At 42.5% G+C, this 13,351-nt stretch carries 7 protein-coding genes and 1 pseudogene; 1 reads left to right on the top strand and 7 read right to left on the bottom strand.

Features of this window, described 5'->3' with window-relative positions; all coding sequences use genetic code 11:
• The first annotated feature begins 178 nt into the window (after positions 1-178).
• Positions 179-871 (top strand): TetR/AcrR family transcriptional regulator, encoded by a 693-nt coding sequence (locus BLO53_RS11885; protein WP_092061875.1) that lies wholly within the window; start codon positions 179-181, stop codon positions 869-871.
• Here BLO53_RS11885 and BLO53_RS11880 read toward each other — a convergent pair.
• The 7 genes and pseudogenes from BLO53_RS11880 to BLO53_RS11845 all read right to left on the bottom strand — a co-directional run.
• Positions 864-1,862: a substrate-binding domain-containing protein gene (locus BLO53_RS11880; protein ID WP_092061871.1), complete on the bottom strand. Its 999-nt coding sequence runs from the start codon at positions 1,860-1,862 to the stop codon at positions 864-866. The genes BLO53_RS11885 and BLO53_RS11880 overlap by 8 nt on opposite strands.
• Before the next feature lie 11 nt (positions 1,863-1,873).
• On the bottom strand, positions 1,874-3,892 hold the full coding sequence (locus BLO53_RS11875; protein WP_092061868.1) for a methyl-accepting chemotaxis protein: 2,019 nt from the start codon (positions 3,890-3,892) through the stop codon (positions 1,874-1,876).
• 278 nt (positions 3,893-4,170) lie between these two features.
• The gene (locus BLO53_RS11870; RefSeq protein ID WP_176757264.1) at positions 4,171-6,480 is read right to left on the bottom strand and encodes a glycogen/starch/alpha-glucan phosphorylase; all 2,310 of its coding nucleotides are present in this window, start codon (positions 6,478-6,480) and stop codon (positions 4,171-4,173) included.
• Positions 6,481-7,065: 585 nt separating this feature from the next.
• Positions 7,066-8,055: a LacI family DNA-binding transcriptional regulator gene (locus tag BLO53_RS11860; RefSeq protein WP_092061863.1), complete on the bottom strand. Its 990-nt coding sequence runs from the start codon at positions 8,053-8,055 to the stop codon at positions 7,066-7,068.
• A gap of 92 nt (positions 8,056-8,147) precedes the next feature.
• Positions 8,148-10,316: an ATP-dependent helicase gene (locus tag BLO53_RS11855; RefSeq protein WP_092061861.1), complete on the bottom strand. Its 2,169-nt coding sequence runs from the start codon at positions 10,314-10,316 to the stop codon at positions 8,148-8,150.
• A gap of 79 nt (positions 10,317-10,395) precedes the next feature.
• Positions 10,396-12,129, bottom strand: a complete 1,734-nt coding sequence (locus BLO53_RS11850) for an ABC transporter ATP-binding protein (RefSeq protein WP_092061858.1) — start codon at positions 12,127-12,129, stop codon at positions 10,396-10,398.
• Between the two features lie 148 nt (positions 12,130-12,277).
• Positions 12,278-13,351 (bottom strand): annotated as a pseudogene (locus tag BLO53_RS11845) (hypothetical protein); the annotation flags it as partial.

The raw sequence follows: 13,351 nt of genomic DNA, 5'->3' as shown, positions 1-13,351 counted from the left end.
TTTTCTGCTATATTTGGTATATCACAAAAAATGACCAACGGTCAATATTTTGGAAATAAAATTTTTTACCCACTTTTGCATTTGTGGGTAAAAGGCTTTGAAAGCCGCATAAAACGTGTGAAATTTTAATTCGCTTTTTTATTTTTTCTGATATAATCCTATAAGAAAGGTAATAAAAATGATCGTAAAAGAAACTGAGAGTATAGAAAAATTAAAGAAGAAAACTACCAGTAAGACTGGCGCCAGTAAGAAGACATACGACAGAAATGCCAAGAAAAGAGAGTCTAATAAAAAGGCCAAATTTGAAAGTCTTTTAAATTCATCCTTCGAGCTTTTTACTTCTCAGGGGATCAACATGACTTCCATTCAGGATATAGTCAGCAAGGCCGGGGTTGCCAAGGGTACTTTTTATCTGTATTTCAAGGACAAACACGACCTTAGGGATTTTCTGATTGCCCACAAGTCAAGTCAGCTCTTTATGCAGGCCTATGACGAGCTTCAGAAGGCCAATATCACAGTCTTTGAAGACAGGCTTATCTTTTTAATGGACCATGTTCTGGATGAACTTGCCAACAATAAGGGGCTTTTGATGTTCATCTACAAGGACTTGTCCTGGGCAGTATTTAAAAAAGCCCTCACCACCCCTTTAGGCAGTGAGGACATTGACTTTGGAGAAATCTACCGCAAAATGGTAGAAGAATCCGGTGTTAAGTTCAAAGATCCAGAGGTTATGCTGTTCATGATAATAGAGCTGGTTGGATCAACAGGCTATAGCTCGATAATCTACGGTGACCCTATTTCTCTTGATGAATTAAAGCCCCATCTTGCTGATACTGTCCGCAACATAGTCGGGCAGTTCACTCTTAATTGATTGATGCTGCATTGGAAATATCAACAGGAGCAAAAGGCACCCAGACATACTTAAGGTCTTCTGATGCTCCTTCTACTGTGCTGAGGTCTCCGCCGCTTCCCATAACAGCGGCAGCGCTAACAGCAGCAGCTCCCTGTCCCTTAGCATCCTGAAGAACGGTAAAAGACATCTCTCCAGCCAGAATCGATGCACAGCCATCAGCTGTAGCATCTACGCCGCATACAGGAATCTTGCTGCAATCAAGTCCATATTGCTTAAGCCCTTCTACAGCTCCAAGGGCCATTGTATCGTTATTGCAGAAAATAACGTCTACATTCTGGCCAGTCTTCATGAAGATACCAAATTTTTCTTTTGCCTCTGTATCTGACCAGTTGGCAGTATCCACGAACACGTAATTAGCATCGCAGCCGCCTTTTTTAAGGATCTGCTTAACTGATTTTGTTCTGTTGATAGTGGCAGAATGTCCAATCTCTCCTTCAAATATCATAACGTCCAGAGTCTTTGGATTTCCTAGCTTTTTAAGTATATATTCAGCCTGATACTGACCAGCCTGATACTCGTCGGACCCTACAAATATGTATTTGCCACCTTCAAGATGGGCATCATCAGGCTGAGCATTGATATAAACGATAGGCAGTCCATTGGCCGCACCGTTCATCTGAAGAGCTGTAGCAGCATCACAGGCTCTTAGGATAATTGCTGTATAGCCAGATGCCTTGGCATTTGCCACCTGCTGGGACTCAAACTCGGCATCTCCGCCGGTTTCAACCATATCAAGAGCGATTCCCTGGCTCTTAGCAGCAGCGACAACAGCCTCAGAAAGTGTAGCTCTAAAAGTATCATTAGTATCCGTCATAAGAAAGAGAATCTTTCCGCCAGCGCCTCCGGTTCCTCCTGAGGATGAACTTCCGCATCCCAGAACAGACATTGCTATCAACACGGCAACAACAAGGCTTGTGATCATTCTTTTTATCTTAATGTTCTTACTCATAAATAACCTCCTCAGATCTTAAACTTCTGAACGTAGGATGTAAGAGTCTGTGAAGTTCCAGCCAGTTCCTGGGAATTATCAGCCACATCCTGACTGCTCTTTGTAATATCATTAGCCATATTGACCATATTTTCAGATGTTGCAAGGATTTCATCGGCACTAGCAGCCTGCTCCTCAGAAATAGCGGCTACATTTGTGGCAACGTCATCTACCTTTTCTACGTCGCTAACCATTTCCTCGATAAGCTTGTTAGACTCCTGAATATTGTTGTAAATCTGATCAAAGGTTCCTACTGCAACTTCAATAAGTTCACTGTTTGCCTTTATGCTCTCAGCGCTGGCATTGGCCTGACCAACAGCATCTCCAATAAGCTTTCTGACCTCTTCAATAAGATTTGAAATATTCTGTGCGCTCTCTGCTGAAGTCTGGGCCAGCTTGGCAATCTGAGTAGCAACAACAGCAAAGCCTTTTCCGGCTTCTCCAGCTCTTGCAGCCTCAATGCTGGCATTTAGTGAAAGAAGATTTGTCTCCTCTGCAATCTCTCCGATCATTCCAACAATATTGGTGATCTCCTCAGATGCAGTACCTACCTTATTTATTGATTCAACAAGTCTCTCATTGGCATCTGCAATGCCATCCATAGCTGAGCTAAGCTTCTCCATGTCCTGGCGGCCCTTCTGAGAGATCTCAACTGTTTCTTTCATGCTCTTATCAGCCTTGTCGCTGTTTTCTCTTGTATCCGTAGCAATCTGGGCCAGAGTTGTAGCATTCTCGGCAATCTCATTGACGGCTGTTGCCAGCTGGTCAACTGTCTCATTTAGCTGTTGCATTGCTTCTGCCTGGGACTCAGAGGCCTCGTGCATAGTCCTTGATACCTGGTCGGAATTTTCAGATTCTGCCTGAAGTTTATCTGATTCCTGACTGATACTGGATAACATATTTCTCATGGCAGCGACAAAGTCAGATACTTTGCTTCCCATTACGCCAATCTCATCATCACTGGAGGTATCAACTTCAATTGTAAAATCACCCTCAGACATGGCTGCGATATTTCCAGAAATCTTTGAAAGAGGAGCAACAACTCTTTTAACCACAAACAAGATCATGATAAAGATAAGAGCTACTGCCACCGCACCTACGATAAACAGAAGCATTCCCATCTGATTGACAGCGCTGAGAATGATATTTGTAGGTATGTAAGAAACCAAAAGCCAGTCAGTTCCTGATATTTCATCAAAGGCTACGTAGTACTCTCCCATTTCTCTGGTAGAATAATCGCCGTCAGAAATCGCCTTGGCAACCCCAGATAAAAGAGCTGTTCCAGAGCCCTCAGATATAGATGTTCCAACTATGCTGTTATCTCTGCTGGCCAAAACCTTGTTGTCGTTTGTATCGACCAAAAGAGATTCCGCCTTATTCATCTTTACACCAGCATTAACAATGATACTGATCTTATTCAAGGTAACATCAGCACCCATGACCTTTATTTCGTCAGAGCCGTCATTTATGATACCTGTGGCACTTACAACAGTTTCTCCGGCATCATTTGTATAGGCAGTTCCGTAAGCCATTTCAACGCGGGTTATTCCCTGTTTGTACCAGATACTGTCCTTTACATTGTTTTCTGTGATCTCAGAATCTGATGCTTTAAAGAACTTGCCAGAAGCTGTTCCAATGTAAAATCCATTTGGAGAATTGGCGTTATAGCCATAATAAGTATCAAGAAAAGAATTGTAATCCTCCTCAGGAATATTCTGCTTTTCAAGGGTATGCTTAACAGTTCCAAAGTACTTAAGGTTCTCTGAAAGCCATGCCTCGATGTTGTCAGCCTGATTTGAAATCGATGACTGCAGCGTTTCTGTAGCCATTTCAGACATTCTGTTTTTTGAAATGGAAGCAGAAATAGCAACCAGAGCAACTACTGTCACTATAACAACTGGCAGTATGTACATTAAAAGCTTGGTACTTATCTTTTTATGTTTCCTGTTCTCCGGCTTTGCTGCCTGTGTAACTTCTTGATTCTTTCCCATTTTATTCCTCCATATTGGAAAAAAACTGTAATCGAGTAGGCTGACTCCTACTCGATTTCGCACACGAACATTCCGCACTTAGTGCTCCATGTTCTTACGACCGGCAAATGAATTTGTATGCAAGCATCCATTCGCTTGCCGGTCTTGTGCAACAAAAATGCACACCAAATAGGCATCATATGCCTACCTGATGTGCATTTATTATAGCATTGTCCGATATAAAATAATCACTTTTTCGTATTATTTAACATATATTTAAGTATTAGTTAAGATAAGAATTAGTTAAGGTGCCAGATATCGCGGTTGTACTCTGCAATTGTTCTGTCAGATGAGAAATAACCAGCCTTGGCGATATTTGTAAGCATCATTCTCTTCCACTTATCTCTCTTTTCATAGTCTGCAAAGATTTCATCTTTCTTGGCAATGTAGCTCTCAAGGTCAATAAGTGTCATGAACCAGTCCTTATTAAGAAGCTCATTGTAGAGTCTTTCAAGGTTCTCCTTGTGACCTACCTTAAGGCACTCTTTGCTTACGATAAAGTCTACTGCCTCCTTGATAACAGGGCTCTTCTTGTAATAATCCTTAGAAACATAGTCAGCCTTTTTGTAATGCTGAATTACTTCGTCGGCGCTGATACCAAAGATGTAGATGTTATCATCTCCAACAAGTTCATGGATCTCTACGTTAGCACCGTCATCTGTTCCAAGAGTTACTGCACCATTTAACATAAACTTCATGTTACTTGTTCCAGAAGCCTCCTTGGATGCAAGAGAAATCTGCTCTGATACGTCGCAGGCAGGGATAAGTCTCTCAGCGTAGCTTACGTTGTAGTTCTCAACCATGATAACCTTCATGTACTTATTAACATCAGGATCGTTGTTGATGATCTCCTGAAGAACAAGAAGAAGATGAATGATATCCTTGGCAATAACATAAGCTGGTGCAGCCTTGGCGCCAAAGATAAATGTAAGTGGTCTTACAGGCTTCTTGCCGCCCTTGATTTCAAGGTACTTGTGAATGATATAAAGAGCATTCATCTGCTGTCTCTTGTACTCGTGAAGTCTCTTTACCTGAATATCAAAGATAGAATCAGGATCAACCTCTACACCTTCATGCTCCTTAAGGTAAGCTGCAAGTTCTTTTTTCTTGCCCATCTTAAGAGCCTCGAGCTGATCAAGAACTTCCTCGTCATTGATGTGGTCAAGGAGCTTTTCAAGCTTATTAGCGTCCTTCTTGAATCCATCGCCGATTGTCTGTGAAAGAAAATCAGCAAGTGGATGGTTGCAGGAAAGGAGCCATCTACGGAAGGTGATTCCGTTTGTCTTATTGTTAAACTTCTCAGGGTAGATCTTGTAGAAGTCGTTAAGTTCGCTCTCCTTGAGGATATCTGTGTGGATAGCTGCAACACCATTTATTGAGAAACCGTAGTGGATATCAATAAATGCCATGTGCACTCTCTTATCCTTGTCGATGATCTGAACCTTAGGGTTCTTGTACTTGGCACGAACTCTCTTGTCCAGTTCCTTAATATATGGAACGAGCTGAGGAACAACCTTCTCAAGGTACTCAAGAGGCCATGTCTCAAGGGCTTCTGCAAGGATAGTGTGGTTTGTATATGCGCAGGTCTTGCTGACTACATCGATAGCGTCATCAATGTTGAAGGCCTTCTCTTCCACAAGAATTCTGATAAGCTCAGGAATAATCATTGTTGGATGGGTGTCGTTGATCTGGATAACTGCGTGGTTGTGCAGTTCGTGGAGGTCATACTGGCGCTCCTTCTGCTCTCTTAAGATAAGCTGAGTAGCGTTTGATACAAGGAAGTACTCCTGGTAAATTCTAAGAAGGTTACCAGCCTCATCAGAATCATCTGGATAGAGGAAAAGAGTAAGGTTCTTGTCAATCTTAGTCTTGTCAAAATCGATGCCCTTCTTAACAAGGCTCTCATCTATTGACTCTATATCAAAGAGGCGGAGTTTGTTAACGCCTGTGTCATAGCCCACTACGTCCATGTTGTAAAGGCGGGATACGACTTTCTTTTTGCCAAAAGAAACCTCGAAGGTAGTATCTGTCTTCTCAAGCCAGGACTGATCCTCGATCCACTCGTTCTTGTCTGCATTCTGAAGGTGGTCCTTGAAAACCTGCTTGAAAAGGCCGAAGTGATAGTTAAGTCCGATTCCTTCTCCAGCCATTCCAAGGGTTGCGATTGAATCAAGGAAGCATGCTGCAAGTCTTCCAAGGCCGCCGTTACCAAGTGATGGTTCTGGCTCGCACTCTTCTATTGCAGCAAGTGACTTGCCGTTCTTTTCAAGGATTGCCTTGACTCTGTCATATACTCTTAAATTGATAAGGTTGTTGGAAAGAAGCTTACCAATAAGGAATTCCATAGAGATGTAGTAAACCTTTTTCTCACCGTTATATACCTCAGCAACATCCATGAGACGTGTTGTCATATCCAGAAGTACATAGTAGGTCTCGCGATCTGTACAGTCTCTGAGATTCTTTCCAAATTTGTCCTGAGCGATTCCCTCAAGCTGTTCCTCAAGGTTCAGGACTAAAACGTCGCGTTGCATGTTTGTGTGCTTTGACATGTGTAATTCTCCTCTCGTTTGTGGGGGCTATGGGGTTCTTCCAGCAGATCAACGTCGGATACATATTTTTCGTTCCTGTTGAACTAAACGCTGTGATGAGCCCATGGCACCAATTTCTGCGTGCAAAGGCACTTAAAATTGGTTGGTCTCATCTCCGCAGTTCAAAAAAAAGTCACGAAATAATATGTACCCATCCTTTTGATCTGCTGGAAGAACCTCCATAGCCATTGCACATTAGTAGGCCGCCGGTATTGGTATTTAGTATCATCGGCAAATGCCTATTTCCCTGTTGCTCTTCCTGTTACTGCTGTTGTTAATAATGTTCTTACTGCTGTTATTGCTGTTGCTCTTACTGTTGTAGTTATACTACTGGTTATTTGTAGTAAAAACTGTGTTGTCGTACACTTTGCTGCTGGTAGCAAGGTGTTTGTATTAAGTTGTATTTTTCGGAAAACGTTTTCTTAAACCGTTGGATTTACTTTACCATAGGAAAACGTTTTCCGCAAGTATCTTTTTAAATTTCTTTTTGATTCCCATTTTTATCAGGGAAAAACAGGCTTCTGCTAACTTCTGACTTTTTCAGGCTCAGATCAGGATGTCTTCGTACTTGATACGGACGAGTTCGTGGGGCATGGTAATTTTGCGGCCCTTTTCGCCGGATAGTAGTAAGTTTAATTCCTCTACTGCTCTTTCTGAGATCTGAACAAAGTCCTGTCTGACTGTATTCATCTGCTTGCCAACATAGCCCATGAGGATAATGCCGTCAAATCCGCAGACTGGTCTGAAAATGTCCATTTCTATCAGGGCTTTCATGGCGCCGATTGCCATTAGATCTGATGCGCAGACTACGCAGTCATTGTTCTTGGCAAAGCGCATGGTGAGTTCTCTGGCTCTTTTTTCTGAAAATTGTCCATTTCTGACTGTAAGCTTTAATTTCTTGTCCTCACAGAGTTTCCTGATGCCTTCAAGTCTGTCTTTTGTTACGTATCCGTCATCTTCTCCTGAAAGGTATAGGATTTTTTTGCATTTATCTGCTGTTATAGTCTTCTTGGCAATGTCGTACTGGGCCTTCTTGTGGTCAACTCCAATGCAGGAGGTGTTCTCATTGACCATTGGTGCGTCAACAACAACCATTTTAAAGCGGCCACTGTCTATAAGTTTGTGAAGGACCTTGTCTCTGGTTGTGATGCCGTATACAATGATTCCTCTTATTCCCTGAGACTCAAAGTAGCTTGTTACCTCATCAAGAGACATATCCTCTATCATAGAATGGAAAATAGTGATAACATCCAGCTGCAATTCCTTGGCCTTATGGATTGCTCCTGAAATGTACTGCATGTTGATCTCATCACTTGCGGAGGTATCAAGATTGAGCTTTAAAAGAAGCGCTACTCGTCCTGTCCTCTTGGAGGAAAGAGTGGCTGCAACTGCATTAGGTACAAAGCCCAGCCTTTCAACCACCTCATTTACCCTCTGTTTTGTAGCTTCGCTGACATTAGGATAATTATTTAAAACCTTGGAAACTGTAGAGATTGCGACTCCCGCTTCCCTGGCAACATCCTTGATTGATACCATTTGAGCCCCCTGTTTATTATGCGTGTTAAAAAAGTGCTCGGAAATCGTTTTCCGAACACTTCTATCTTACCTTCTACTAAAGCTTTTGTCCATTAAGATTCTATTAACTTTAGCTTAACCTTCATAGATATCTGTCTGGGGGTCTCCATTTCGTCAAATTTAATTAGATAGCTCTCCTCATCCAGGTTAATATCAAGAACCGTACCAGCTCCCAAGATTGCATGGGTAACTCTCTGTCCCTTTTCAAGAAGATTTAATTTCTCAGCCCCCTTCAAATGCCTGCTGTCGTTGTCTATAAACTTCCTGACTGCCGCCATCATGGTCTCGTCTGGCTTCTCAGAAAACTCCAAAAGCTCTGGATCTATATCCAAAATAAATCTCGAAGGATACCTGGGGATTCCCTCAAAGGTATTACCACCAGCCTCGGAAATAAATAGTCGCGATCTGGCTCTTGTCATGGCAACAAAAGCAAGGCGCCTCTCTTCCTCCATGCCTTCAAGAGTGTGGACCTTTCTGGATGGGAAAATTCCTTCATTCATGCCACACAGGAAAACATAGGGAAATTCCAGTCCCTTGGCAGCGTGGACTGTCATAAGCTTGACCTTATCTTCCTGCCCCGAATCAGAATCAGCATTAGTAAAAAGAGCTATGTGTTTAAGGTAATCCTCAAGACCAACCTCTTCGCCGCAGGTAGTCTCGTATTCAAAAACTGACTGTTTAAGCTCAGCGAGATTATCAAGCCTGTCCTGAGCCCCTTCCGTCCGCAGCATTTCCTCATAGCCGCTGTCATTAAGTATCTTAGACAAGACCTCCGACACAGGAAGTCCCTCGTAGTTCTCAGAAAAACGCTCTATAAGATCAATAAATTGCGTAGCCTTGGTACCCTTGATAATGTCGCTATCAAGATTCTCATATAAAGCCTGATACAAGGAGCACTTATGCTCAGCCCCATACTGCTCAAGAAAACTCATGCGTCTCTTGCCAAGATTTCTCTTGGGAACATTGGCAATACGCCTAAATGATATATCATCCCTGTATACCAGCATTCTCAGGTAACACAGAGCGTCCTTGATCTCTGCTCGTCCAAAGAACTGTACCCCGGAATAAATGGTGTAGGGAATTTTCTCCTTCATCAGTCCCTCTTCTATAGTTCTGGTAACATAGTGCGCTCTGTAGAGGATTGTCATATCCTTGTAGGGAACTCCCATCCCCTTTAAAACCAGTATCTGGCCAGTTATCCAGTCGGCCTCAGCTGCTGTATCAGGAGCCAGATGGCACAAAACGCTGTCTCCATTTGGCAAGGTAGGAGAAAGATCCTTCTTGATCCTGTATCTGTTCTTGCTAATTAGACTGTTAACAGCAGCTAGAACCTGGGGTGTAGACCTGTAGTTATCATTCATCATGATGGTCTTAACATCCGGAAAGTTCTGATCAAAATCTAAAAGATACTTCACATTGGCCCCACGCCAGGTATATATAGTCTGATCAGGGTCACCCACTATAAAAAGATTCTTGTGATAGCCGCATAAAACCTCCATAAGCTCATACTGAAGGCTATCGATATCCTGAAATTCATCTATCATTATGTATTCCAGTCTCTTCTGCCATTTAAGCTTAATGTCAGGGTTCTCCTTGAAAATATATAGAGAAAACTTGATCAGATCATTGTAATCAAGTCCAAAGCACTTCTTCTCCTGATACAAATAACCATAGAAGAGAATATCCTTGACCTCTGTTGCTGAGTCATATTTGTCCTTGAGTGTCTCAAGTGGCATGGTGAGCATATCAAGGTAATATTCAGGCTCTTCAAAAAGCTTCCTGATCTCAAACATGTCACGGGCAGAGCTAAAGGTCATGTCACGAAGCGAGAGTCCTCTCTCCTCATAGATTATCTTAAGCATATCGTCGATATCAGAATTATCAAGAACGAGAAAGTTCTTGGGATATTGCAGAGCATGGGAATCCTCCTGAAGAATAGACACGCAGAATCCATGAAAGGTATTGATATATCCTGTATCATTATCTCCAGTAAGGGCGTGTATCCTGTGCCTCATCTCATTGGCAGATTTATTGGTAAAGGTTACACACAAAATATGTCCCGGCATAATGCCAAGGCCATTGACAAGATAGGCAAAACGAGTAGAGAGTGCCTTGGTCTTGCCACTCCCCGCTCCCGCTATGACACGAACAAAGCCTTCCGTTGTAGTCACAGCCTCTTTCTGGGACTTATTAAGCTTACTAAGTTCCTCTTCTAATATCATTGCACTCTCCAAACTAAATTTCTTTTTATATTATACGAACATTTGTTTGGCTTTGCAATAGAAAAATTTAAGCCGCCTATCAAACTTTTCCAAGCTGCATGCGATAGTATTTCTCATACAATCCGCCCAGCTTAATAAGTTCTTTATGATTACCTCTTTCCTTGATTCCATCGCCGTCTAGAACTAAGATTTCATCAGCTCCAAGGATTGTCGAAAGTCTGTGGGCAATTGTGATTGTTGTACGACCTACAGAAAGTTTATCAAGACTTTCCTGGATGTAGCGCTCACTTTCGTTATCAAGAGCACTTGTAGCCTCGTCCAGGATAAGGATTGGTGGGTTCTTCAAAAAGACTCTTGCTATAGCAATTCTCTGTTTCTGACCGCCCGAGAGTCTTGCGCCTCTCTCACCAACTTGCGTTTCAAAGCCATTTGGAAGTGTCTCGATAAAGTCAAGCAGATCTGCTCTTCTTGCTGCCTCCACGATTTCCTCCATGGTAGCCTCTGGTTTTCCGTATGCAATATTTTCTTTTACCGTACCATTAAAAAGATATACATCCTGCTGCACAATTCCGATGTAGGAGCGGAGAGACTTCTGGGTCACATCCCTGATATCTGTTCCATCGATCAAGACGCTACCGCCAGTAACATCATAAAACCTTGGAAGCAGGGAACAAAGCGTTGTCTTACCGCCACCTGAAGGGCCAACGATAGCAACGGACTTGCCTGCATCAACATGAAGATCTATGTGATTTAAGACATTTTCATCATCTTCATAGGAAAAAGAAACATCTTTGTAGTCAATAACACCTTTGACGTTTTTAAGTTCTCCCGCATTTTCTTTATCCTCAATATCAGGTGTTGTCTCTACAACTTCTCTAAATCTCTCAAATCCGGCAAGGCCCTTTTGAAGCTGCTCGGTAAACTCCACAAGAACATTTACAGGGTTGATAAAGATATTGATATAAAGGGCATAAATTGCCAGGTCTTCTCCAGTCATCTGGCCCTTAGCAATAAAAAAGCCGCCAGCCACAAGCACTGTCACAAACATTAGGCCTTCAAAAAAATTGTTTCCAGAATTAAAAATACCCATCTGGCGGTAATTTGCTTTCTTAGAATCAAGGAATGCAAGATTGCTGTCGTCAAATTTCTTTTGCTCAATTTCCTCACCAGTAAAGGATTTTACAACTCTGATGCCGCCAAGAGTATCCTGAAGAGATGAGTTGATACCGGCAATCTTTTTCCTGTTGTCCCTAAAAGTAATGCGCATTTTCTTGTTCTGATAAATAGCAAAAAGAGCCATAAACACTACTACAGTTACGAGACACAAAGTCATGGGCACATTTATTCGCATCAGAAGGATGAAGGATCCGAGAATCTTGACCACAGAGATAAAGATATTCTCAGGACCATGGTGAGCAAGTTCTGAAATGTCAAAGAGGTCTGACACTAGTTTGCTCATCATCTCGCCAGTGTTATGAGTGTCATAGTAGGAAAAAGAAAAGCTCTCAAACTTATCAAATAATTCCCTTCTCATGCCTGATTCCATACGGGCTCCCATCATATGTCCCTGATAGGTGACATACCATCTGCAAAGGGATCTGACGGCATACATCGCTATAAGGAGCACTGCTATAAGACCAAGCCTTTTCAGAATAACTTCTGGTGCCTCCAGGAAAAGAGTTGCTCTTAATATCCTAAGAAACTGCGGAAAGGCAAGGTCAATTATAGATAGGATTGAAGCGCACAAAAGATCTAAGAAGAACACTCCAAGATAGGGTTTGTAGTAGGGGATAAACTTTTTGATAAGTTTCATAAATACGGCTCCATTTCAATGAGTTTTCAATAAGGTTGTAAAAGAAAAAACAGTGTTTCCACTTTTTAGGCGAAAACACTGTTTCATTTTACATTGTGTGCGTTCTAATTTCAATCGTCACATTTTGAAGATTTATCCACATTTGGTATTACCCTGCAACCACATTATTTCCTTTGTGGCGCTTAATACCTGTATTGCAGCCAGTCTTAATAACATCTTTGACAAAAATATTGGTGATCTCGCCGTAACCTGTTTTGCCATCCTTGTCATAGCTGCTCTCTAGAGATACAAATTCATCGTTGTCATAATTGATGGCCATAGAAGAGCCATCCTGGGCCTTTATGAGGATCAAGGTCTTCTGATCAGTCCTGATTTCAGTATATTCATAGTCTTCTGTATCGAGGAAGTCCTCTATGTCAGCTACTGCGCCAGCCATGGCATCTGCTGCCTGACTTAAGTCAAATTCAACAGGTGTCTGAGCAATTTCTTCTGTAAGAACAGACTCTTCCGCAGGAACAGGCTCTTCCAGAGCCATCTCTAATTCTGAAGGTACTGGTTCTTCTAATACTAATTCATCTGTAGGCGCAGGCTCTTCAATAACTAGTTCATCAGTTGGTGCTGGTTCTTCAAGGACAAGTTCCTCTTCTGGTACTGGCTCTTCAAGGACTATCTCTTCAGGTGCCGCTTCTGCCATTGCTTCAACTTCTGCACTTAGCATAGCCTCAAGGTTTTCTGCTGGTGTTTCCACTGCAGGTGCTTCCTCTACTAGAGCTTCTAGTGTAGGTTCTTCCATCGGAATGTCTGCAGGAATCTCTACTGCAGGAATCTCTACTGCAGGAATCTCTGCTGCAGGAATGTCCTCTGTAGGAATCTCTGCTGCAGACGAAGCTTCAGGCATTGGTGCATCTCCTGCTGCGATCATTGCTGCCATAACCGGATCAATATCCATATCTTCTGAAATATCTGCACCTGCCGACTCTTCTGTTGGCATAACAACAAGAATCTCAGGCTCAGAAGCTATTTCTGGAATTGGGGTTTCCTCTACTGGGGCTTCTGGGGCTGCCTCCGCTGGTATCTCTGGAGTTGCCTCCAACGGTGCTTCTGCTGGTATATCCATTGGCATCTCTGGCATTGCTTCTACTGGTGCTTCTGCTGGTATATCCACTGGCATCTCTGGCATTGCTTCTACTGGTGCCTCTGTAGGCGCTTCCGCTGGTGCAGC

The sequence above is a fragment of the Butyrivibrio sp. INlla14 genome (assembly GCF_900102515.1).
Taxonomy (GTDB): domain Bacteria; phylum Bacillota; class Clostridia; order Lachnospirales; family Lachnospiraceae; genus Butyrivibrio.
The sequence above is the reverse complement of the archived record's forward strand: the minus strand, read 5'-3'. Positions and strand labels throughout refer to the sequence as shown.

Bases quoted from the DNA above. Each gene is read 5' to 3' on its own strand.
- BLO53_RS11870 (WP_176757264.1), bottom strand. From the start codon at position 6,480: ATGTCAAAGCACACAAACATGCAACGCGACGTTTTAGTCCTGAACCTT.
- BLO53_RS11885 (WP_092061875.1), top strand. From the start codon at position 179: ATGATCGTAAAAGAAACTGAGAGTATAGAAAAATTAAAGAAGAAAACT.
- BLO53_RS11850 (WP_092061858.1), bottom strand. From the start codon at position 12,129: ATGAAACTTATCAAAAAGTTTATCCCCTACTACAAACCCTATCTTGGA.
- BLO53_RS11855 (WP_092061861.1), bottom strand. From the start codon at position 10,316: ATGATATTAGAAGAGGAACTTAGTAAGCTTAATAAGTCCCAGAAAGAG.
- BLO53_RS11875 (WP_092061868.1), bottom strand. From the start codon at position 3,892: ATGGGAAAGAATCAAGAAGTTACACAGGCAGCAAAGCCGGAGAACAGG.
- BLO53_RS11860 (WP_092061863.1), bottom strand. From the start codon at position 8,055: ATGGTATCAATCAAGGATGTTGCCAGGGAAGCGGGAGTCGCAATCTCT.
- BLO53_RS11880 (WP_092061871.1), bottom strand. From the start codon at position 1,862: ATGAGTAAGAACATTAAGATAAAAAGAATGATCACAAGCCTTGTTGTT.